Below are 23,979 nucleotides of genomic sequence, written 5' to 3'. Positions count from 1 at the left end.
CTCCGCCCCGTTCACGAGCTGTAGGCGCTGTTCTCGTGGACGTACCCGGCCGTCAGGTCGTTGGTCCAGATGGTGGCGCGGGAGTCACCGGAGCGCAGGTCGACGGTGACGGTGATCCGGCGGTCGGACAGGTCGACCTTGTCGCGCGGCTCGCCCTCGGATCCGTCCCGGCACACCCGGACACCGTTGATCGCCACGTCCAACAGGTCCGGGTCGAAGCGGGCCGACGTCGTGCCGATCGCGGACAGCACTCGGCCCCAGTTGGGGTCCTCGCCGTGCAGCGCGCATTTGAGGAGGTTGTTCCGGGCGATGGAGCGGCCCACCTCCACGGCGTCCGCCTCCGAGGCCGCGCCGACGACCTCGACCTCGATCTCCTTCGAGGCGCCCTCGGCGTCCGCCACCAACTGGCGTGCCAGGTCCTGGCACACGGCGTGGACGGCAGCGGTGAGGTCGGCGGGGTCGGGCGTGACACGCGAGGCTCCCGAGGCGAGCAGCAGCACGGTGTCGTTGGTGGACATGCAGCCGTCCGAGTCCACCCGGTCGAAGGTGGTGCGCACCGCCTCGCGCAGCGCCGAGTCGAGTACGTCCGCGCTCACGTCGGCGTCCGTGGTCAGGACGACCAGCATGGTGGCGAGGCCGGGGGCGAGCATGCCGGCGCCCTTCGCCATGCCGCCGACCGTCCAGTCGGCGCCGGCGGCGACTGCCGTCTTGTGGACGGAGTCGGTCGTCTTGATCGCGACGGCGGCCTCTTCGCCCCCTTCGGGGGACAGTCGTTCGGCGGCCGCGGCGATGCCGTCCGTCACCCGGTCCATCGGCAGTCGGATGCCGATCAGGCCGGTGGAACACACCGCCACCTCGTCCGGGACCGCGTCCACGGCCCGCGCCGTGCGCTCGGCCATCTCCCGGGCGTCCTCGGTACCACCGGGTCCCGTACAGGCGTTCGCGCCACCGGAGTTGAGGACGACGGCGGAGAGCCTCCCGTCGGCGAGCGCGTGGCGGGACCAGCGCACGGGCGCGGCCTGCACACGGTTCGAGGTGAAGACACCAGCGGCGGCGCGCGACGGTCCCCGGTTCACCACCAGGGCCAGGTCCGGATCACCGGATTCCTTGATGCCGGCGGTCACTCCGCTGGCGAGGAATCCCTGTGCGGCGGTCACGCTCACGGAGCCACTCCAATTGTGGGCAGGCCCAGCCGTGTCGGCAGGCCGAGGGCAATGTCATGGTGCGCACCGCGCCACCGGGGGTGCCTTCGTCGGGTGTCGATGGCGCACGGCCGGTTCAGCTCACTTAGCTTAGCCTAACCTAATGCACATGGGACTCGACCTGCGCGACCCCGTCAACCTGGCGTGTACGGAAGCCTCTTGGGCGCCCCGAGTGAGGTGCCCGGCCATCCGGCGAGGGCGGGGGGCGGCGTTCGGGCGGGAAGTCGCGCGGACGCGGCGGCCATTCGGGAGTGGGGGGATCCGACCCTTCGGGCGGAGGGCATCGCGCCGTGGTCGGCCGATGGCGATGCGGGACCGGCGGCCCTTATCCGAGGGCGGCGCGCCGGTGATCGCGGGGCTGCGAGGCGGGCGATCGGCCCGGGAGATCGACCGGCGTCCGGCGCGGTGTGGTCGATCCGCCACCGCGAGGCCCTCCGACGGGCAGGGCGGGAACGGGCGGTGGGCCCGGCCCGGCGGAGCGGTGTCCGCCGGGTGGGCCGCATCGCGCCGCGAAGCCGGCCCGCCCCGGCGAGGAGGCCGCCTCGACCCGGCGGCGCGGGCCGGCTCCGGGCGGTTCGGTCAGGCGTCGACGGCCGCCGCGAGGGACCGGGGGCGGAGGTCGGTCCAACGGGACTCGATGAACTCCAGGCACGCGTCGCGGGTGGTCTCCTCAAGGGCGATCACCCACCCTCCGGGCGCCTCGGCGAAGGAAGGCCAGAGGGAGTGCTGGCCCTCGTCGTTCACCAGGACCTGGAAGCGGCCTTCGGCGTCATCGAACGGGTTGGTGCTCATGGTGGGGTTCCTCCTGGAGCCCGATGGGACCGACGGGTGCCGTCGGGGCGTGCGGCGCGCAGCCCGGCGGCGGGCGCCGTGCCCGCGGGGAGAATCGGTCGAGAGTGAGCAGAGCTTGACTTAGGTTAGGCTCGCCTAATTCTAACCTTAACGTTTCCCCTTCCCCCTCACAAGGAGGCACCGATGGGTGCACGCGAACGGGTCCGCACCGAGGACGGCGCGGACCGATTCTCCGGTGGACCCCTCCGGACGGTACGCGGCCGCAAGGGAGTTCGGTCATGACGGAGCTCTCTCACGGTTCCCCCGTCGACCCGGAGGCACCCTTCGCCGCGTTCGGTCTGCACGACGCGCCCGGCACCGACGCGTTCTGGGCGGCCGCGACGCCCGCGTCCGCGCCGTTCGGCGAGGGCGATTGGGTCACCCTGTTCCTGTGGCGCGGCGGCCCCGCGGTCGTCGAGTTCGAGAGCTGGTCGGAACCGGTGCCGTTGATCCGGTGGCGTGACACCGACTGCTGGTACGCCGAGGTCCCGATGCCCGCGCGGCTCCGGGTCACCTACCAGTTCCTCGCCGGTGACGCGTCGTACGCCGATCCGTTCAACCCGGTCGGCGCCGGCGGTGACCGGTCCATCGTCGCCACCCCGGACGCTCCCCCGCAGCCGCACTGGCCGGCCGTCGACGCCGCCGACGTGCTGCCCCTGCCCCGCGCCCGGATCCGGTGGGCCGGCGGACTCCTCGGCGGGCGGCGCACCGTGCGGGTCCACCCGTCGGGCGGCGGCGGACCGGTGGTCCTGCTGCTCGACGGCGACGACTGGCTGCACCTGCACCCGGCCATGACCGCGTTCGACGCGGCCGTCGCCGCAGGCGACATGCCCCCGGTCACGCTGGTCTTCGTACCGGCCAAGGACCGGCAGGCCGAGTTCGGGTGCAGGCCGGAACTGTGGGAGGCCGTACAGGACGAACTGCTGCCCCTGGTGGCGGAGTGCGGTGTACCCGCCGACCTGGACCGGTTGGTGGTCGCCGGACAGAGCCTCGGCGGGCTGAGCGCGATGTACGCGGCGACCGAGTTCCCGGAGCTGGTGTCCCGCGTCGCCTGCCAGTCGGGGTCGTTCTGGTGGACGCCGGAGGCCTCGGACCTGCCGGACCCCCTGGGCGGCCCGATCGGCGGCACCATCGCCGCGCGCCTGCGCGAACGCCCCGCACCGCCCGGGCTGCGGATCGCCTTCGACCTGGGAGAGCACGAGACGCGCATGCGTCCCCACTGCGAGCTGGTCGAGACCCTGACAGAACGGTCCGGTGCGACCGTGCGGGTCTCGCGCTCGGCGGCGGGCCACGACCGGGCGGGCTGGCGGCAGGCCATGCTCAGGGATGTCGCCTGGGCGCTGGCCTGACGACCGAGGGGCCCGGGGGCCCGGCGCGATCGCCGGGCCCCCGGGCCCCTTTCGGTCAACGGTCCACCGGATCACCGGGTCCGGGTCACCGGGTCACCGCCAGGCGGTACGCCGGGTCGGTGGCCAGCAGTTCGCGATGGGTGCCTTCCGCGGTGACGACTCCCGCGTCCATGACGAGGACCCGGTCGGCGGCGTCCAGCAGGGCCGGGCTGCTGGTGATGACGACGGTGGTACGTCCCCGGCGCAGCTTCGCGATGTTGCGCGCGACGAGCTGCTCGGTGACCGCGTCCACGGCCGTCGTCGGGTCGCGCAGGACGAGCACATCGGCGTCCGCCGCCAGGGCCCGGGCCAGCGAGAGCCGCTGACGCTGTCCTCCGGAGAGGTTCGAGCCGCGGTCGCGGACCTCGTAGTCGAGTCCCTGCCGGTGCAGGGCGACGACATCGGTCAGCATGGACGCCTCGACGGCCTCGGGCACCGTCCGACTGGTCCCCGAGGGGTCGATGTTCGTCCGGAGCGTGCCCGCGAAGATCTCCCCGTCGTACGGGTTCACCAGCATGTGTGCGCGGACCGCCTCGACCGACAGGTCACCGAGGTCCTGCCCGCCGAGCCGCACCACTCCCTCATACCCGGCCGGCGGCACGTTCACGGCGAGGATCGACGCGAGTTCGGCCGCCGCCCGCGGCTGGTAGACCGCGATCGCCGTGAACTCGCCCGCCGGCACGCGGAACTTCAGCCCCTGGAGGGACTCGTACCGGACGCAGTCGATCTCCAGGTCGCCGCCCGCGTCCGGGCTCGCCGTCCCCGAGGCCGCCACCGGCGGGGCGGACAGCACCAAGGCCATCCGTTCCGCCGAGGCGCGCGCCATCATCACGTACTTGGGCATGTCCGAGAACAGCCTGAGCGGTTCCATGATGAACTGCGCCAGGCCCACGGCCATGACGAGCTCCCCGATGCTGATCTGCCCGTTGAAGGCCAGCCAGCCGGCGATCAGGGTCACCGCGGCCGCGAGGGTCGCGTTGAGCGCCAGCGCGGTGCCCGCGTAGGTGCCGTTGACACCGGCGACGGTGATCGCCTGCTGCTTCGCCTCCGTGCTGACCTTCCGATAGGACCGGAAGGCCGCGTGGTTGCCGCCGAAGCCGTGCAGCGGGCGCAGGCCGGTGATCAGGTCTGCGACCTTCGCGCCCGCCCGTGCCACCCGGGCCTGCTGCTCCTTGGTGCTGGAGCCGATCTTCTTGGACATCACGCTCAGGACCGAGAGGATCGCCACGGTTCCCACCATGACCAGCAGGCCGAGCCGCAGGTCCGCCACGCTCAGCGCGACCGCCGCGATCAGCACGGCGACCGAGGAACTGATCAGCATGGGCACGACCTCGACGATGTCGGCGGTCTGGTCGGCGTCCTCGGTGGCGATGGTGAGCACCTCGCCGGACTTGAGGTCGACGTCCCGGGCCACCGGCTGGAGGCCGCAGGCCGCGACCCGCACCCTCCAGCGGTGGGCCTCGGTCGTGTTGGCCTTCTGCAGGATGCGCATGCCGAACCGCCACGACAGCGACACCGTCGTGATGATCACGGCCAGCGCGGCGATCGAGAGGGCCAGGGCCCCCGGGCTCCGCTCGCGCATCGTGTGGTCGACGATCAGGCCGAGCGCGATGGGGAAGGCGGTCTCACCGGCCTGGTACAGGCCCATGAGCACCGTGCCCCAGACCATGGCGCCGGCGTTGCCGCGGACGGCCGTCCGGAGGATGTCGGACCCCGAGCGGGGCCTCTGCGTGTCAGGAGTTGTCATCGACGTGGTGGGCAATCGCTTCCGGGGTGCGGAGGGTGAACAGATCACGGATGGTGATCACGGGGCCGAATTCACGGCGCAGTAGTCCTACCAGACGTACGGCCAGCATGGAGTGTCCCCCGAGGGAGACGAAATCACTCACCGCGCTCACTTCGTCGTCGTCCAGGTCCAGGGCCTCCGCGAAGAACTCGCAGATCGTGATCTCGGTCTCGGTCTCCGGGCCGCGTTCTCCCGAAGTGGTCAGCGATCCCAGCGGCTTGGGTTCGGGCAGCGCCTTGGTGTCGGCCTTGCCGTTCACGGTCAGCGGGATGGCGTCGACCTGGGCGTAGTGGGTCGGGCGCAGGAAGTCCGGCAGTGCGACGCCCACCTCGGCGGCGACCGTCGCCAGGTCGGACCCTTCGAGCACGAGGTACGCGGCGAGCCGGTAGGCGCCGTCGACCTGCGGGTCGGGCTGGGCGACCGCGGCGGTGAACCGTACCGCCGGGTGCGCGGCGAACGCGGCCTCCACCTCTCCGAGTTCGACCCGGTGGCCGCGGATCTTGACCTGCTGGTCGGTGCGGCCGAGGTACATCAGGTTGCCGTCGGGTCGCCGGACGACCAGGTCCCCGGTGCGGTACATGCGCTCGCCGGGTGCGCCGAACGGCGACGCGACGAACCGGTGCGCGGTCTGGGCCGGCCGGCCGAGGTAGCCGCGGGCGATGCCGATGCCCGAGACGTAGAGCTCACCGGGAACGCCGTCCGGCAGCGGTCGCAGCCAGGGGTCCAGCACGAACACGTCGGTGTTGTCGATGGCCACGCCCACCACCGGGTCCTGGCACTCGAAGGTGCCCACGCCCAGGGTGTTGATGGTGTACTCGGTGGGTCCGTAGAGGTTGTAGCCGACCGTTCCCTCGGTGGTGGCGAGCCGCTGCCACAGGGTCGGGGTGACCGCCTCGCCGCCCAGCAGTACCAGCGCGGGGCGCCGGTCCGGGTTGTCGAGGAGGCCCTCGGCCACCAGCTGCTGCGCGTAGGTCGGGGTCACGTTGACGACGTCGATCCCGTGCTCACGGCAGTACTCGACGAGGCCGGGGGCGTCGCGGCGCAGTTCCTCGTCGCAGATGTGCACCTCGTGGCCGTCGGCGAGCCACAGCAGTTCCTCCCACGACATGTCGAACGCGAACGACACGGTGTGGGCGATCCGGAAGATCCGGTTGCCGTGCTCCGCCAGAACCGGTTCGAAGATGCGGCGCTGGTGGTTGATCAGCATGTTGGTGAGGCCGGCGTACTCGGTCACGACGCCCTTGGGCTTCCCCGTCGAACCGGAGGTGTAGATCGTGTACGCGGGGTGCCGCAGCCGGTTCGGGTCGTCCGGGGCGAACGTCACGAGCGGCTCGGCCTCCGGGAGGGGGCGGTCCAGTTCGATCAGGTCGCCAGTCAGCCGGGGCGACACGGCGCCGACGGTGAGGATGACCTCCGGGCGGGCGTCCGCGACGATGGTGGCGATCCGCTCGTCCGGGTGGTCCAGCTCCAGCGGCACGTACGCGGCTCCGGTGCGCAGCACCGCGAACAGCGCCACGATCCAGTCCAGCGAGCGCGGGATGGCCAGACCCACGGTCTTCTCGGGTCCGATGCCGCGCCCGGCGAGCACGCCGGCCAGCAGGCGGCTGCGGTCCCTGAGTTCGGCGAAGGTCATGCTCCGGCCGTGGGCGACGAGGGCGACGCGTTCCGGCGAGCGGTCCGCCGCCCGGTCGAACCGGTCGACGACCGTGTCGGTGCCGATGTCCGTGCGGGCGTCGGGCTCGGGCAGCGAGCCGAGGCCGCGCAGCGCGCCCACCGGTCCCGTGGAGCGGATCAGGTCCTCCAGGACGCCGATGTAGTCGTCCAGGAGGCGACGGGCGTCGTCGCTGTCGCCGTGGCGGTGTTCCAGCTTGATCGTGAGCCGGTCGCCGGGGGTGACGACCCAGGTGAACGGGTAGTGGGTGGAGTCGTCCGACTTCACCTCGGTGATGCCGTGGCGGGTGTTCATCTCGGAGAGCGCGTCCATGTCCAGGAAGTTCTGGAGCACGAACAGGTTGTCGAACAGGGTGTCGTGGCCGCTGGCCCGCTGGACCTCGCCGAGCCCGAGGTGCTCGTGCTCCATGGCCTCGACCCGGGCGGCCTGTACGGACGACAGGTAGTCGCGGACGGTGTCGTTCGGCCTGGCCCGCGTCCACATGGGCACGGTGTTGAGCAGCACACCGACGATGTCGGACAGTCCCTCGCCCTCGCGGCCGGAGACCGTCACGCCGAACACGGCGTCGCCGCGGCCGGTGTGGGCGCCCAGGAGCAGGCCGAACGCGCCGGTGAGAACCGAGTTCAGCGTGACCCCGTGGGTCTTGGCCGTCTCCCGCAGGAGCTGCGACTGCTCGGCGGAGAGCCGGTGGACGAGTGCGGGCGGCAGGTCGTCCGAGAGGGACGGCGCCGGTCCGGCGAGCAGCGTCGGGCCGGAGAGTCCGGCCAGGTGCTCGGCCCAGAACCGCTCCGAGACGGCCGGGTCCTTGGCGGCGAGCGCCCGGGCGTGGTCCTCGAAGGCCGGCGTGGCCGGGATCGCGTTCGGTCGCTCGCCGGCCAGGACGGCCTGGTAGGCGTCGAACAGGTCCCGCAGCACGATCCCGCGGGACCAGCCGTCCCACAGCAGCAGGTGGTAGCTGAGGAGCAGGCCGTCGCGGCCGTCGGGCAGCCGGACGACGGTCAGTCGGATCAGCGGCGGTTCGGCCGGGTCGAACCCGGTGTTGCGGTCCCGGTCGCGCAGGGCCGCGACCTCCTCGTCGCAGGACAGTTCCACCGTGTGGACGTCGACCCGCCGGCCCGCCTTGAGGGTCTGGACCGGGTTCCCGTCGTCGTCGGTGGTGAAGCCGGCGCCGACGACCGGGTGTCGTGCGATCACGGCGGACATGGCCTCGGCCAGCGCGTCCGTGTCCAGGCGACGGTCGAAGGTGAACCAGCTCTGCGCGACGTAGTGTCCGGCCGAGCCCGCCATCTGGGCCTGAAAGAACAGGCCCCGCTGGAGCGCGGTGACCGGCGCCGTGCGTTCGGCCGTCGTGGAGGCTTCCGCGATGGCTTCCAGTGCGTGCAGCCAGTGCGCGGTGATCTCGTCGGGGATCTCCTCGGCGAGGGTGAAGGTCGCGTGCAGGCTGCCCGTGGCCGCGTCGGTCCAGGCGTTGACCTCCACGGCGTACGGGCTGCCCTGGTCGCCGCCGGTGATGTGCGGCGTCCGGGACTCGCTGCCCCGGCCGAGGTAGTTGAACAGCACCTGCGGGCGGGCGGTCAGCAGCGGTGCCGTCTGCGGGTTGAGGTACCGCAGTCGGCCGTAGGCGGTGTGCCCGGCCTCGTCCGGTTGCCGCTCGGCGAGTTCGCGGGCCGCCGCGACCGGGTCGGTGTGCGCGGTGAGCCGGACGGGTGCGATGGCGGTGAACCAGCCCACCGTGCGGGTGTAGTCGTGGTGCTCCAAGGCCTCGACCCGGCCGTGGCGCTCCAGCTCGATCGCGAGATCGGTGGGCGACGGCTGGATCCGCGTCAGCGCGGTGCGCAGGGCGCCGCAGAGCAGCTCGGTCAGTGCGACGCCGAGTGCGGCGGGGGCGGTGCGCGTCACCCGGTCGCCGGCGTCGGGCTCCAGGACCACGGTGATGTCGCGCAGCCCGCCGACCGCCGGCAGCAGCGGGGGCGCCTGGAGGGTGTCGACCCAGTGCCCGAGGTCGGCGATGTCGGCGGCGGACCGCAGGACGAGCGCCTCGGCGTACTCGGCGTAGGACGTGGTCGCCGGTGCGAGGGTCTCGCCCCGCAGGGCGGTCTCCATGTCGTCGAGCAGGATCAGCCAGGACACCGCGTCGACCGCGATGTGGTGCACGGTGATCACGAGGGTGCCGGTCGCCGCGAGTCGGGTGAACGCGATGACGTCCCCGGACTCGGGGTCGAGTCGTCCGGCGGCCTCGTTGGCGGCGGCCGTGGCGTCGGTGGTGTCCGCGAGCAGGACGGTGGCCTCGCGGGCGGGTTCGGTGCGCAGGGTCCAGACGCCGTGCTCGGCGTGCAGGCGCATCCGCAGGGCGGGGTGGGCGGCCAGTACGGCGTTCGCGGCGCGCTCGATGTCGGCGGTCCCGGTGCCTTCGGCCACTTCCAGCGTCCTGGCCTGGGCGAACCGGGCGAGGGAGCCGCCCAGTTCGCGCTGGCGCAGGATGATCGGCGTCGGTGCCACCGGTCCGTCCTGGCGGCGTACGGGCACGGTCGTGCCCGGGGCGGACGCCGCGGGCTGCGGCGCGCGCGCCGCCAGGTGCTCGGCGAGGGCCCGCGGCGTCTTCAACAGGAACACGTCGCGGGGGGCGATCGACAGGCCGAGGGCCCTGGCCCGGTTCACGACGGTGATGGCGACGATGCTGTCGCCGCCGGCGCCGAAGAAGTCGGTGTCGGCGTCGGCCGCCGGGTGGGACAGCGTGGCGGCGAAGACGCCGATCAGCGAGGCGAGCGCGGAATCGGTGACGGCCACCGGGGTGTCGTGCTGCGCGGCCCGTTCGATCAGGGCCTTGCGGTCCAGCTTGCCGTTGACCGTCAGCGGCAGGGAGTCCACGGGCAGGACGCGGCCGGGCACCATGTGCACGGGCAGCTTCGCGGCGAGGAGGGCGGGGAGGTCGCCGGGCAGTCGGCCGACGACGTGCGCGACCAGGTGGTCGCCGCTGTCCGCCACGGTGACGGCCACGTCGACCACGCCGTCGAGGTCCCGGAGCGCGGACTCGACCTCGCCGAGCTCGATGCGGAAGCCCTTGAGCTGTACCTGGTCGTCGGCGCGGCCGGCGAACTCCAGCTCGCCGTCGAGCGTTCGGCGGGCCAGGTCGCCCGTGTGGTACATGCGGGAGCCGTCGTTCGCGAACGGGTTCGCGACGAACCGGCCCGCGGTGAGGCCCGGCCGGCCCAGGTAGCCGAGGGCGACCTGGTCGCCCGCCACGTAGATGGCGCCGACCTGGCCCGGCGGCACCGGGCGGAGCCGGTCGTCGAGCAGGTGGGTGACGAGGCCGGGGATGGGACCGCCGATGGGGCTCACGTCGTCGACGCCGGGTCCGAAGTCGGCTTCGGTCAGGACCCGGTGGGTCACGTGGACGGTGGTCTCGGTGATGCCGTACATGTTGACCAGCTCGGGCGCCGCGGCACCGTGCCGCTCGACCCAGCCGCGCAGTCGTCCGAGGTCCAGTGCCTCGCCGCCGAAGATGACCCGGCGCAGTGCGGGGAGCGGCTCGCCGGCGTGCCGGTCGGCCTCGACGAACTGGTAGAAGGCCGACGGGGTCTGGTTGAGGACGGTCACTCCATGCTCGCGGACCAGCCGGTGGAAGTCGACCGGGGAACGGGTCAGACCGTAGTCGGGGACGAGCAGCTCGCCACCGTGCGCCAGGGCGCCCCACAGCTCCCAGACGGCGAAGTCGAAGGAGTACGAGTGGAATTGGACCCACACGTCGTCCGGGCCGAAGCCCATGTTCGGCCGGGTGTTGGCCAGCAGGGTCACCACGCTGGAGTGCGGGACGACGACGCCCTTGGGGCGGCCGGTGGAGCCGGAGGTGTAGATCACGTACGCGGGGTCGTGCGGGCCGACCGCCTGCGCCGCGGCGACCGCGGCGTCCTCGGGCACCTCGTCGCCCTGGACGAGGACGCGGGCGGTGACGCCGGCCTTCTCCAGCAGGGTCGTGAAGCGGTCCCGCTGCCCGGGGTCGACGAGGACGACCTGCGGCACGGAGTCCGCGAGGACGTACTCCAGCCGCTCGTCCGGGTAGGCCATGTCGAGCGGGACGTACGCGCCGCCCGCGCTGACGATCGCGACGAGGGCGACGACCTGCTCGATGGTGCGCGGCACGGCCACGGCCACGCGTCGGCCCGGGCGGACACCGGACGCGCGCAGGGCGGCGGCCAGTTCGTTCTTCGCGGCGGCCAGTTCCCCGTAGGTCAGGGACCGGGTGGCGCCGTCGAGCGCGCACTGGGTGACGGCGGTGGCCGCCGGGTCCCGGTCGGCCGCGGCGTCGAAGAGCGCGCCGAGGGTGGTCGGGGCGATCGGTGCGGGCGTGCGGGCGCCCTCCGGCAGCAGGCTCGCGACCGGGGCGTCCGGCCGGGCGAGCAGGCCGGCGAAGGTGTGCGTGAACGTGCGCAGGATGTCCTGGGCGCTGCTCTCGCGCAGCAGTTCGCCGTCGTAGATCAGGTTGAAGCGCGGTCGACCGTCGAGGGACCGCTCCACGACCAGGGTCAGCGGGTAGTGGGGGGCTCCCTCGTTGACGAGGTCGGTGATGGCCAGCGTGTCGCCGGGGCGGCGCAGGGCGGACACGTCGGTCGCCACGTCGAACACCACGAGGGTGTCGAAGAGGGAGCCGACGCCGGCCTGGCGGCCGATCCGTGCCAGCGAGACGTGCTGGTGCGGCAGTACCGCGCCCTGGTGTTCGCGCACGGAGGACAGCAGGTCGCGCGCCGTGGTGTTGGCGGCCCAACGGGCGCGCAGCGGGACGGTGTTGATGAACAGGCCGACCATGTCCCCGATACCGGGGACGTCCGCGTCGCGACCGGAGACGGTGGAACCGAACACCACGTCACCGGAGTGCAGGATGCCGCCGAGGGTCAACGCCCAGGCGCTGTGCACGGCCACGCTGAGCGGCACGCCGGCCGCCCGGGCGGCCGCGTCGACGTCGTCGGCGGGCTCCGCGGAAGTGTCGGCGAACCGGTCGGACGGGGTGTGGTCCTTGGCGACCAGCGAGGGGCCGGGCAGCTCGGCGAGTTCGGCGCCCCAGACGCGGTCGCTCTCGTCGGCGTCGCGTCCGGCGAGCCAGGCGACGTAGTCGGGGAAGCCGCTCAGCGGGTACCTGCTCCCCGGCGCGTGGTACTCGGCGAGCAGCGCGCGGAGCATCGGGGGCACGGACCAGCCGTCGGCGATGATGTGGTGGACCGTCTGCACCAGGACGGCGCGGCCGGCTTCCGCGTCGCGGATCAGCGTGAACCGCATCAGCGGGCCGGTGGCCAGGTCGAATCCGGCGCGGCGGTCCCGCTCGGCGTGGTCGCGTATCTCCTCGTCGGTGATGCCGGGCCGGTCGAGGGTGGTGAAGGGCACCTCGGCCCCGCTCTCCAGTACGGAGACGACACGGCCGTCGGCGAGGGCCGTGAACCGGGCGGCCAGGTTGGGGTAAAGGGTGAGCAGCCTGGTGGTCGCGGCCGCGAGCCGGTCGGCGTCGAGGTCGCCCTCCAGCGTCAGCAGCTGCTGTTCGACGTAGCTGCCCGCGGAGTCGTCGTCGAAGACCGAGTGGAAGTACAGGCCTTCCTGCAGCGGGGTCAGGGGGAGGACGGCGCGCAGCGTGGGGCCGTCCAGGTCGTCGACGTCGGCCTGGGTCAGCCGCACCAGCGGGAAGTCGCTGGGCGTGTGGCCGCCCTGGTCGAGCGCGGCCAGCCCGGCGAGGGCCGCCCGGAAGTATCCGCCGATCGTGTCGATGTCCGTGTCGCTGAACATCCCGTCGGGCCAGGTGATGGTGGTGACGAGTTCGTACTCGCCGGTGGCGGCGGGTTCGGCGATCGCGTTGAACTCCAGGGCGCGCGGCAGGCTCATCCTGGGGTCGCGCTTCTCGCCGAGTTGTCCGGTGGCTCCCGAGAGCTGCCAGTCGCCGGACGCGCCCGCGTCGAACCGGCCCAGGTAGTTGAACAGGACCTGGGGTGCGGGGGTCGTGAAGGCGGCGTCGGCCAGGTATCGCAGGGCGCCGTAGGAGAGACCGTTGCCCGGCACGCGGGCGAGGTCTTCCTTGACCGCCTTGAGGGCGGCGGTGAGGTACTCGGGGGCGGTGAAGTCGTCGGCCGTGCCCGGGTCCACGGACACCGGGAACAGCGTCGTGAACCAGCCGACGGTCCGCGACAGGTCCGGCTCGACGCCGGAGGAACCCGCCACGTGGCGGCCTTCGCGGCCGTGGCCCTCCAGCTCGATGTGCGCGAACGTCTGCTCCTGGCCGCGGTCGCGGCGCCACCGGGCGAGGGTGACGGCGAGCGCGGTCAGCAGGACGTCGTTGACGCCGGCGTGGAACTTGGCCGGGACCTCGCCCAGCAGGGCGGCGGTGACCTCGGCGCCGACCGTGACGGTCCGCTCCCGCTCCCGCTCGACCGTGTCGGCCTCGGTGTGTGCCCGCCTGCCGAGCGGCGCGTCAGGGCCCGGGAGGGGCTGTTCGAAGTGGGCGCGGTCCTCGTCGAACTCCGCGTTCGCGAGGAGCTGCGTCCAGCGCCGGAACGACGTTCCGACCACAGGCAGTTCGATCGTCTCGCCGGCGGAGTACTGGCGCCATGCCGTGGCCAGGTCCTCCATGAGGACCCGCCAGGACACGCCGTCGATCACCACGTGGTGGACGACGAGGACCAGTTGGCGTGCCTCGCGGCGCCACACGGCCCGCAGCATCACGCCGTTGTCCGGGTCCAGCCCCTCGGTGGCGAGGGCCACGCACGCGTCGAGCGGCAGGTCGCTCTCCTGGAGGCCGGCCGGCTTCCCGTCGGCCTCCGGTATGTCGAAGCTCCAGCGGACCCCGCGCACGAGCCGTGCGCGCAGCATGTCGTGTCGGGCCACGACGGAGGTGAGGATCGCGTCGAGGGCTTCGGCGGAGAGGCCGGCCGGGGTGTTCAGGACGACCGACTGCACGAAGCCGTCGATCGCGTCGGTGGTCTGGCCGAGCCACTGGACGATGGGCGATCCCGTGACGGAACCCGTCGCGACGTCGCCGCGGTCCGGGCGGCCCGCGTCCTCGCGGCTCGCCACCGCCGCGAGCGCGCCGAGGACGCTGTTGGCGAAGATCTGCCCCGCGGTGACGTAGAGGCCCGCGTCACGCAGCGCGCTCAGCAGGGAGATCGCGAGGATGCTGTCCCCGCCGAGCATGAAGAAGTCCTGGTCGACGCCGACCTCTTCCAGCCGCAGGACCGATGCGACGGCCGCGCACACGGCGCGCTCGTCGTCGGTGGAGGGCCGCAGGTACGAGCCGGTCACGATGGTGGGCTCGGGCAGGGCGCGCCGGTCGAGCTTGCCGTTCGCGGTGAGCGGGAACTCCGTCATCACGACGACGTGGGCGGGCACCATGTACTCGACCATGTGCTCGACGGCCCACGCCTTGACCTCGTCCGCCCGCAGCGCCTCGCTGCCGGCGGCGGGGATGACGTATCCCACGAGGTAGGTGCCGCCCGCGCTGTTCTTCTTCGCGATGACGCAGGTGTGCCGCACCCCGGGGTGTTCGGCGAGGCCGATCTCGACGTCTTCGAGTTCGAGCCGCATGCCGCGGATCTTGATCTGGTTGTCCGCGCGGCCCAGGAAGTCCAGCGAGCCGTCGGGGGCGAACCGTGCGAGGTCGCCGGTCCGGTACAGCCGGGAGCCGTCGTTCGCGAAGGGGTTCGCCACGAACCGGGAGGCCGTCAGGCCGGGGGCGCCCACGTATCCGCGTCCCAGGAGGAAGCCGCCCACGTAGAGCTCGCCGCCGACGCCGACCGGGACCGGGCGCAGCTCGTCGTCGAGGACGTAGAGCTGGGTGTTGGGGTTGGCCTTGCCGATGGAGGTGGACAGGCGCTCCGCCTCGCCCCGGTAGATGACGTGGGAGACGCCGATGGTCGTCTCGGCCGGGCCGTAGCCGTGGTACATGGGGATGTCGAGGCGGGTGCGGAAGCGCTCGTACAGCTCCGGGGTCAGCACCTCGCCGCCGCACCACACGTGCCGCATGCTGTCGAGGCGGTCGGAGTCGCCGGCGATCTCCAGCAGGACGTCCAACATGGACGAGACGAGGTAGGTGAAGGTGACGCGGTGCTCGGCGATGACGCTCAGCAGGTGGTGCGGGTCGCGTTCGCCGCCGGGCCGCAGGACCACGAGGCGGCCGCCGCACACCAGCGGCAGGAAGATCTCGTTGATGGATATGTCGAACGACAGGGGTGCCTTGAACAGCGACGCGTCGTCGTGGCCGAAGCCCAGGATCTCGTCGACCTGCCACAACAGGCGCTCGCTGATGGCCTCGTGGCGGATCATCGCGCCCTTGGGCCGCCCGGTCGAACCCGAGGTGAAGATCACGTAGGCGAGCGAGTCGCCGTGGACGGTGACGCCGGTGTCCTCGGTGGGCTGCTCGGCGTACCGCCAGTCGTCGAGGTCGACGGCGACGGCGGCCGGTTCGGCGGGATCGTGCTCGCCGGAGTCGTTGAGCTGCACCACGACCTTCGCGTCGTCGATGACGACGGCTCGGCGCGCGGCGGGCCACTGCGGGTCCAGCGGTACGAACGCGCAGCCGGCCTGCAGCACACCGAGCAGGCCGATCACCATGTCGGCGCTGCGGCCCAGCGAGATGCCGACGACCTGTTCGGCGGTGAGTCCGCGTCCGATCAGGTGGTGGGCCAGCTGGGCCGACAGCTCGGCCGCCTCGCGGTAGGTGAGCGACCGGTCCTCGTCGATGACGGCGACCGCGTCCGGCCGCAGCCGTGCCTGCTCGTGGAACATCTCCACGATGGTCGGCCGGACCCGGTCGGCCCGGGTGTCGTTCCACCGGGCCAGGGTGGTGAGCCGCTCCGCCACGCCGGACGGGCTGATGGTGCCGATCGGCCGGTCCGGGAAGTCGGCCAGGTCGTCGAGCGCGAGCTGCGCGTCGGACGGCAGGACGCCCTCGGGGACGCTGATGCCCGTCCCGTCCGGGCCGGCCTCGCCGACCTGCCAACCGCTCGGCGCGGTGCCGCCGTTGTCGACCCATCCGAGGACGTCCGCGAAGAGCGTGCCGGGGACGAGGTCGATGCCGTCGGGGTTGTTGCCCGTCGCCCAGTACGCCAGCGCGATGGCGCAGGCCTCGGCGATGGTCCGGTCGGTGTGTCCGCCGGTGCGCCGGCGCACGTCTGCCAGGCGCGTGGGAGAGATCAGCACGAGACGAGCGCTCGGTTCCATCATTGAAGACTCAACACCCTTCCAAGGTACTGAGGCCAGCCTAACCTAAATTAGGTTTACCTAACTACCGTCTTTCCAGGCCAGCCACAGTCGCGCGTAGCGGCCACCCAGGGCCACCAACTCCTCGTGCGTGCCCTGCTCCACGACACGGCCCGCGTCCAGCACGGCGATCCGGTCGGCCGCCACCGCCTGCGTCAGCCGGTGCGCCACGAACAGCGTCGTACGGCCCTCGCACGCGGCCAGGACGGCCCGTTCCAGCTCCGCGGCGCCCTCGCTGCCGGCCTCCGCGGTCGACTCGTCGAGCACCACCACGGGAGCCCGGCCCAACACCAGTCGCGCCAGGGCGATCTGGGCGACCTTGGTGCCGTCCAGGCGCTCACCGCCCTCGCCCACCGCGGTGTACACCCCGTCGGGCAGCGCCTCGACCCACCCGTCCGCGCCCACGGTGTGCAGCGCGGCCGTCAGTTCGGCGTCGGTCGCCTCCGGGGCGGCCAGCCTCAGGTCGTCGGCGAGCGGACCGGAGAACACGTGTGTCTCCTGGGTCAGGATGCTCACCAACGCCCTCGCTCCGGCCTCGTCGAGATCGGTGAGGTCGGTGGAGCCGACCCGAACCGATCCGGCCTGCGGGATCCCTATGCCGGCGATGAGCGCGGCCAGGGTCGACTTGCCGGCGCCCGTCGCGCCCACCAGGGCCAGCGAACCACCCGCGGGAATCGTCAGGTTGACGTCCCGCAGGACCGGTTCCTCGGCGCCGGGGTAGCCGAACGTCAGCCCCCGCACGGTCACCGGGGACGGCGTGTTGTCCACCAGCGCGGCGGTCGAGTCGCCGACCAGCCGCTTCTCCTCCTCGGACTCGGCCAGCACCCCGACGAGCCGGGTCAGGCTCGCGCCCGACTTCTGGGCCTCGTCGAAGGTGAACATGATCGCGCCCAGCGGGGTGAACAGCCGGTGGAACACCAGCGGCGCCGCCGACACCTCGCCGAGGCTGGCGGAACCGGTCTCCAGCAGGACGTAGCCCACCACGAGGATCAGGACCAGTCCGATGAACTCCGCACGGTTCTCCCGGCCGACGAAACGACCGAAGAAGCGGAACACCTCGATCCCGAGGTCCTTCACCCGCCGCGAGTCGTCGGAGACCTTCTCCCGGAAGGCCTCCTCCAGGCGGTGCGCCCGAACGGTCTCGATGCCGTTCAGACCGCTGATCAGGGCCTGCGCGCGGTCCGCCTGGGCGACCCGCTGCTTCTGATAGAGGGGGGCGGACCGGGGCAGGTACCAGCGCAGGGCCAGCGCGTAGGCCGGCAACGCGCACGCACCCGCCAGGCCGAGCCGCCAGTCGAGCCCGAACATGCCGACGGTGGCGATGGCCACCAGCACGCCCGCGGAGAACACCGTGGGGATGGCCGAACGGATGCCCTTGGACAGGACCGCGACGTCGTCGCCGACCCGGGAGAGCACGTCCCCGCGACCGACCTGTTCGACCCGGGCGCTGGGCATGCCCAACACGGCCCGTACGGCGCCTTCCCGCAGTTGCGCGAGCAGGTCGGCGCCGAGCCGCCCGATCAGGTAGGCCGACACCGCGGTGGCCGCCGCGCCGAGGAGCGCGGCGGCCACCATCAGCACACCGATCGTGACCAGGATCGAACGCGGTTCGCCCCCGACCACTCCGTCGACCACCCGGCCGAGGAGCAGCACGGGGAGCATCTGGAGCGCCGCCCCGGCGACCGTGCTGAGTACGGCGGCGGACGACAGCCAGGGCATCTTGCGGCATTGAGCCGCGACCCATCGGGCTGCTTCCCGTCCGGTCGTCGTACGCAGGGTTGCCGGGGCGACCCGAATGTCAGTGGTAGTCACACCTAGCCGACCGACTTGACGAGCTCGTCGATCGCGTACGGCATGGAGAGCAGGGTGGCCTGCGAGATGGCCGCGCCGGCCGCCGGGCCCTCGCTGTCCAGCAGGTAGGACACCTTGTTGTCCTTCGCGACCTTCAGGTTGGTGAACAGGTCGAACTTCTTCAGTGCGTCCATGTCCGCCTTGTCGTTGATGACGAAGACACGGTCGACGTCGACGAGGTCGGTGCGCTCCGGGGAGAGCTGGGTGTAGAACTTGTCACCCGCGATCTTGTCGATCTCGGTCTGCCCCTTGAAGCCCATGCCGGTCAGGAGCTGGCCGCGCACGTCGGTGGTGGTGAAGGGCGCGACGGAGTCCTTGTACCAGGACAGCGCGACGGCGGTCTGGTTGGCGAACTCGGGGTGCGCCTTCTTGGCCGCGGCGAGCTTGTCCGTGATGCCCTGGACCATCGCCTTGCCCTCGTCGGCCTTGCCGAGCGCCTTGGCGATGTGGAGGGCGTTGTCCTGCCACGGAGCGCTGAAGGGCTCCTTCTCGGCCTTGGTGCGACCCACCGTCGGGGCGATCTTGCTGAGCTTGTCGTAGGCGGCCTGGTCGATGTCGGAGTAGACACCGATGATCAGGTCCGGGCGCAGGGCGGCGATCTTCTCGAAGTTGGGGCCGGTGTCACCGTTGTTCATGATGACCTCGGGCTTCGTGTCACCCCACTTGTCCTTCACCCAGGGCCACTGCGTGTTGATGTCGGGGGTCTTGCCCGCCGGGTTCGGGTACTGGTCGACCATGCCGACCGGCTTGATGCCGAACGCGAGGATCGTCTGGTCGTCGGTGTAGCCGACGGAGACGACGCGCTGGGGGGCCTTCTCCACCTTGGTGGTGCCGAAGGCGTGCTCGACGGTGACGGGGAACGCACCGGCGGCGGCCGGGGTGTCGGCGCCGTCGTTCTTCTGGTCGGCCTTGTCGGCCGAGTCGGAACCGCACCCGGCGAGGAGGCCTACACCGAGGGCCGCGGCAGACACGGTCGCCGCCAGCCGCTGCCAGGGCTTCATACGTGTGGTTCTGTCGAGGAGCATTCGGAAATCCCTTGCTTTCGTGCTGTCCGCTGCGACCCCTCTTGAGGCAGCCAAACCGTACCCCGGGGAAGTGAGGTAAGCCTAGCCTAAGTTACAGGCAACTCATTCCGGTTGCCCGAACTCTGGACGTGGGTGCGGCCGATCGGCACGATCAGCGGCCGGTCGCCCACCGGATCGTCCATCACCTTCGCCCGCAGACCGAACGCCTCTTGTAGCAACTCGGCGGTCACGACGTCGCGCGGATGACCCTGCGCCAGGACCGAACCCGCCTTCATCACGATCAGGTTGTCGCTGTAGCGCGTGGCCAGGTTGAGGTCGTGGAGCACCATGACCACGGTGCATCCCGACTCGTGCAGGTCGTCGACCAGGTCGAGCACGTCGATGGCGTGCGCCAGGTCCAGGTAGGTGGTGGGCTCGTCGAGGAGGAGCAGATCGGTGCCCTGGGCGAGGGTCATCGATATCCAGACGCGTTGACGCTGGCCCCCGGAGAGCGAGTCGACGGGGCGGTTGGCCAGGTCGGCCACCCCGGTCATGGCCAGTGCGCGCTCCACGACGGAGGCGTCGTCGGAGGACCACTGCCGCAGCCAACTCTGATGCGGGTGACGCCCCCTGGCGACCAGGTCCGCCACGGTCAGGCCCTCCGGCGCGACCGGCGCCTGGGGCAGCAGACCAAGCTTCTTGGCCACGTCCCTGGTCCTGAGCCCGGCGATGTCCTCGCCGTCCAGCACGACCGACCCCGCGGTCGGCTTGAGCAGCCGCGACAGGGTACGCAACAGGGTGGACTTGCCGCATCCGTTGGGGCCGATGATGGTGGTCACCACCCCCGCCGGGACCGTGACGTCCAGTGCGTCGATGACGATCCGGTCCCCGTACCCGACCGTGACGCCCTTGGCTGCCAACCGCGGGATGTCATCGATCCCGGTCTCGATCTCGGTGACGCGTTGAACGACCATGCCCTCCCCTAAATTTAGGCTTACCTAATCTTTGTATCACCCGGGCCCTGTCGTCAAAGCGGCGCAGGTGAGGCCCGCGGCACCCGACGCCGCGGGTCCGACCGACGGAATTCGAGGAGACGGCATGGGTCCTGCCGGCGCCACTTTGACGACAGGACCTAGCGGCGGTTCGCCCGCACCAGGAGGTAGACGAGGAAGGGGCCGCCTATCGCGGCGGTGACCACGCCGACCGGCAGGGAGACCGGCAGCGCGGTGCGGGCGACCAGGTCCGATCCGATGAGCAGCAGCGCGCCCGTCAGGCCGGCCGCCACCATCGGCGGTGTCGGGGACTTGGTCAGACGCATCGCCACCTGCGGCGCCACCAGGGCGACGAACGGGACCGGCCCGGCCGCGCTCACCGCGAATCCGGCCAGGAGCACCGCGCACAGCAGCATGACCGCCCGCACCAGTGCGTACCGGACGCCCAGGCCCGCGGCCACGTCGTCGCCGAAGTGCATCGGCTTGAACTGGAAGCCGACGCACACCACGACGGCCATCACGGCGAGCGTGCCCCACAGGGCCACCCCGACCGCGTCCCACGACCGGTTGTCCAGGGAGCCGACCAACCACGCCTGGGCGCGCGCCACGTCCCGGATGTCGGCGGTGACCAGCAGCCAGGTGGTGATCGCCTCCATCACGGCACTGACCGAGAGGCCGATGAGGATGAGCCGGAAGCCGTCGATGCCGCGCCGCCACGCCATGACGTACACCAGCAGCCCGGTGGCGAAACCGCCCGCGAGCGCCGCCCCGGACAGCCCGACGGAGCCGGTGACCGCGGCGGCGGCCCCACCGGACACCGTCACCAGGAACACCGCGACGGCGCTGGCGCCCCCGGTGATGCCCAGGATGTCCGGACTGGCCAGCGGATTGCGCGCGATGGACTGCGTGATCGCCCCGGAAACCCCCAGCGCGACCCCCACGACGAGGCCGGCCGCGGCCCGCGGCATGCGCAAGTCCATGATCACGAACTTGTCGACCTGCTCGCCCCCGCCGAACAGCGTGGCGATGACCCGGGGCAGGGCGAGGGGGAAGTCCCCCACCGCGATGGACAGGCAGAACACCAGGAACGCCGCCACCGCCAACGCCAACGTGACCAGCGCGATCCTGGGTCGCCAGACGAACGACACGCGGCCGAGCCTCAGACCCGGCGTCACCGGCCGCTTCACCACTGTCACGTTCATGCGCTCTTGAACTTTCCCCGCCACACCAGGACCGCGAAGAAGGGGGCGCCGAGGAGGGCGACGAGGACGCCGGCGTCCAACTCCCCCGGCCGCACCACCACGCGGCCCGCGATGTCGCAGACCAGAAGGACGACTGCGCCGAGCAGACCCGCGTACGGCACCAGCCAACGGTAATCGGGGCCGGCCAGGTACCGGGCCAGGTGCGCCACCATGAGTCCGAGGAACGCGATGGGGCCGCACGCCGCCGTGGCCGCGCCCGCCAGCAGGGTGATGGCGAGGATGCCGACGGTGCGGACGAGCGCGATGTTCACGCCCAGTCCCCGCGCGACGTCGTCACCCAGGTTGAGCAGGTTGACGGAGGGCAGCGTGGCCAGGGCCGGCACCAGTCCGACCACGATGAAGAGGGTCACCGGCCAGATGACGTCGAAGTGGACACCGGCCACCGAGCCGGCGTTCCAGAACCGCAGGGCGTTCAGTGCCGCCTTGTCCGACAGCGCGACCGCCGTCGTCATCGCCATGAGGAACACCGTGACCCCTTGGCCGGCCAGGGCGAGCGTCAGCGGATTGCCGGCCCCCCGGCCGATGCTCGACAGTCCGAACACCACGACGCCGGCGATCGCGGCGCCCAGGAAGGCGAACCAGACGTACTGGAACGGGTCGGTGAACCCGAACAGGGAGATCGCCGAGACGACGGCGAACGAGGCGCCGGTGTTCACCCCGAGCAGGCCGGTGTCGGCGATGGGGTTGCGCGTGTAGCCCTGGATCAGCGCCCCGGCGACGCCCAGGGCGATGCCCGCCACGATCGCGAGCACCGTCCGGGGTACCCGTACGGTCTGCATGATGAGTCTGGTGTCCGAGACCTTCTGACCGGGCTCCGGCGGCGTGAACAGTCCGTGCCACACCTCGGCGGGACTCAACGCGCGCGCGCCGACGGCGAGGGAGACCATCGCGACCACCACGAGGACCGCGACGAGGGCGCCCAGACCCACGAGCCTGCGCTGCCGGGCTCCCGCGACGCGGGAGGGCGCCGGCCGTTCAACTGTAGTCGTGGCCATGTCGACGTAGGTTATCCCTTGCATCCGGCGCGGACGCCGGCCGCCCTGGCACCTCGCCCGCGGGCGGGCGGACCGCCGGTGCGGCGGCGGGTACCGGGGGCCCGGCGGACCTTCTTCGTGGATCTGCTGCGTGCACAGTGCTGCCGTGCCTGTCGGTGCGAGGGCACCACAGGCACGGCAGTGGGTGGTGGACCGGGTGGTCAGACGGCCGGCTGGCGGGCGTCGTCGGCGGTCGCCCCGGTGACCGGGCCGGCCTCGTCGGTCAGCGCCTTGAGGCCCCGGTCGAGTATCGAGTCGAGGATCTCGCCGACGCGCACCGCGGTGTTGGACAGCAGGGAGGAGGTGATGCCGTGGGTGTGTTCGGTCCCGCCCTGCAGGTAGATGCCGCAGCGCAGGTCGAGGTCGGTCGCCACGCGGTAGTCGCGCTCGACCCGGACGCGGCCCTGGTCGTCGCGGTGGCACCGGTCGGCGACCTCGCCGAGGAGGCCGAGGCCGTCCGCCTGGAGGTACCCGGTGGCGCACACCACGACGTCGGCGTCGAGCAGGTTCTCCTCGCCGCTGACGAGGGACTTGATGGTGGCGCGGACCCCGTCGGCCGTCTCCTCCACGCCCGTCAGGCGCGAGACGTTCAGGAAGCGGAGCCGCTCGGCGCCGAGCACCTTCTCGCGGTACGCCTGTCGGTACAGGTCGTCGATGAGGTCCATGTCGACGACGGAGTAGTTGGTGTTGGCGTGGTAGCCCATGAGCCGCTGCTTGACGTCCTCGGGCGCCGAGTAGTACTCGCCCACGGCCTCGGGGTCGAAGATGCGGTTGGCGAAGCTGCTGTCGTCCGCCGGGCTGTAGCCGTAGCGGGAGAAGACCGCGCACACCTCGGCCTGCGGGAAGCGGCGGTGCAGGTAGGCGACGTTCTCGGCGGCGCTCTGGCCGGCGCCGACCACGACGAAGCGGGTGGGCTCGTCGCCCTCCAGACCCTCGACCTTCGACAGCAGGTCGGAGTTGTGCCAGACGCGCTCGGTCCGCTCGACGCCTTCCGGCATGACGGGGCGCAGCCCGGTTCCGATGACGAGGTTGCGGGCCCGGTGCACGACGACCTCGTCACCGGAGCGCGCCGTCACGTCGAGGTACTCCACGACGCCGTCCCGCTCCACGGGCTCGACGGAGACGACCTGGTGGCCGTACGAGACCATGTCGTCGACCTTCGCCGCGGCCCACTCCAGGTAGTCGTGGAACTCGACGCGGAGGGGGAACAGGTTCTTGTGATTGACGAAGTCGATCAGGCGGCCCTTGCTCTGCAGGTAGCAGAGGAAGCTGTACTCGCTGGTGGGGTTCCGGAGCGTCACCAGGTCCTTCATGAAGGACACTTGCATGGTGGCGTCGTCGATGAGCATGCCGCGGTGCCAACCGAAGCGGGGCTGCTGCTCGAAGAAGTGAGCGGTGACCGCCTCTTGCCTTCCGACGCGCGCGTTGTGCTCGCTGAGAGCGATCGCCATGGCAACGTTCGAGGGGCCGAAGCCGATGCCGATCAGATCGTGGATCAGTGGTGCGTCGCCAGGAAGAGCCTGTGACATGTCACTCCCATTGGTGCGGGACAGCCGCCTGCCAGGCGTCGTGTCGGGGGTGGGGGAATAGGGGAGTCCAGGGCACTCCGGTGACCGGCAGCCCAGTGGAACTTAGGTAAAGCTAACCTGATCCAGAGTTGCTGTCGACCTGACAAAACGGTCAATCCACCCTCAGTCGGGTCAATCGTGCCCAGAAACAGGCTGGT

11 protein-coding genes are annotated in these 23,979 nt (G+C 71.6%); 1 reads left to right on the top strand and 10 read right to left on the bottom strand.

Features of this window, described 5'->3' with window-relative positions:
• Positions 1–11 precede the first annotated feature (11 nt).
• Both argJ and OTB19_RS03340 read right to left on the bottom strand, forming a co-directional pair.
• Positions 12–1,163 (bottom strand): bifunctional glutamate N-acetyltransferase/amino-acid acetyltransferase ArgJ, encoded by a 1,152-nt coding sequence (gene argJ / locus OTB19_RS03345; protein ID WP_267796383.1) that lies wholly within the window; start codon positions 1,161–1,163, stop codon positions 12–14.
• A 618-nt stretch (positions 1,164–1,781) separates the two neighbouring features.
• Positions 1,782–1,994, bottom strand: a complete 213-nt coding sequence (locus OTB19_RS03340; RefSeq protein ID WP_267796382.1) for an MbtH family protein — start codon at positions 1,992–1,994, stop codon at positions 1,782–1,784.
• A 278-nt stretch (positions 1,995–2,272) separates the two neighbouring features.
• On the opposite strand from OTB19_RS03340, the gene OTB19_RS03335 reads away from it, so the two are divergent.
• Positions 2,273–3,382, top strand: coding sequence for an alpha/beta hydrolase-fold protein (locus OTB19_RS03335; RefSeq protein ID WP_267796381.1), 1,110 nt, complete (start codon positions 2,273–2,275; stop codon positions 3,380–3,382).
• A gap of 85 nt (positions 3,383–3,467) precedes the next feature.
• Here the strand turns inward: OTB19_RS03335 and OTB19_RS03330 are convergent, their stop codons facing one another.
• From OTB19_RS03330 to OTB19_RS03295, 8 genes are all read right to left on the bottom strand, one after another.
• Positions 3,468–5,168 carry an ABC transporter ATP-binding protein gene (locus OTB19_RS03330; RefSeq protein WP_267796380.1) on the bottom strand — a complete coding sequence of 567 codons (1,701 nt, stop codon included), beginning with the start codon at positions 5,166–5,168 and terminating at the stop codon, positions 3,468–3,470.
• A complete protein-coding gene (locus OTB19_RS03325) occupies positions 5,155–16,074 on the bottom strand; it encodes a non-ribosomal peptide synthetase (protein ID WP_267796379.1) in 10,920 nt (3,639 codons plus the stop codon). Before OTB19_RS03325 ends, OTB19_RS03330 begins: the two co-directional genes overlap by 14 nt.
• A gap of 57 nt (positions 16,075–16,131) precedes the next feature.
• Positions 16,132–17,922, bottom strand: a complete 1,791-nt coding sequence (locus OTB19_RS03320) for an ABC transporter ATP-binding protein (RefSeq protein ID WP_267796378.1) — start codon at positions 17,920–17,922, stop codon at positions 16,132–16,134.
• A 2-nt stretch (positions 17,923–17,924) separates the two neighbouring features.
• Positions 17,925–18,986: an iron-siderophore ABC transporter substrate-binding protein gene (locus tag OTB19_RS03315; RefSeq protein WP_267796377.1), complete on the bottom strand. Its 1,062-nt coding sequence runs from the start codon at positions 18,984–18,986 to the stop codon at positions 17,925–17,927.
• 86 nt (positions 18,987–19,072) lie between these two features.
• Positions 19,073–19,939, bottom strand: a complete 867-nt coding sequence (locus tag OTB19_RS03310) for an ABC transporter ATP-binding protein (RefSeq protein WP_267796376.1) — start codon at positions 19,937–19,939, stop codon at positions 19,073–19,075.
• A gap of 158 nt (positions 19,940–20,097) precedes the next feature.
• Positions 20,098–21,159 carry a FecCD family ABC transporter permease gene (locus tag OTB19_RS03305; protein ID WP_267796375.1) on the bottom strand — a complete coding sequence of 354 codons (1,062 nt, stop codon included), beginning with the start codon at positions 21,157–21,159 and terminating at the stop codon, positions 20,098–20,100.
• Positions 21,156–22,214 (bottom strand): FecCD family ABC transporter permease, encoded by a 1,059-nt coding sequence (locus OTB19_RS03300; RefSeq protein WP_267796374.1) that lies wholly within the window; start codon positions 22,212–22,214, stop codon positions 21,156–21,158. The genes OTB19_RS03305 and OTB19_RS03300 overlap by 4 nt, the downstream gene beginning before the upstream one ends.
• 200 nt (positions 22,215–22,414) lie before the next feature.
• Entirely contained in the window at positions 22,415–23,782 is a 1,368-nt protein-coding gene (locus OTB19_RS03295) for a lysine N(6)-hydroxylase/L-ornithine N(5)-oxygenase family protein (RefSeq protein WP_267796373.1), read from the bottom strand.
• Positions 23,783–23,979: the final 197 nt, after the last annotated feature.

It is taken from the genome of Streptomyces sp. H27-H5, from assembly GCF_026627505.1.
GTDB lineage: Bacteria > Actinomycetota > Actinomycetes > Streptomycetales > Streptomycetaceae > Streptomyces.
Note: the sequence above shows the minus strand (reverse complement) of the source record. Positions and strands in the feature narration are given on the sequence as shown.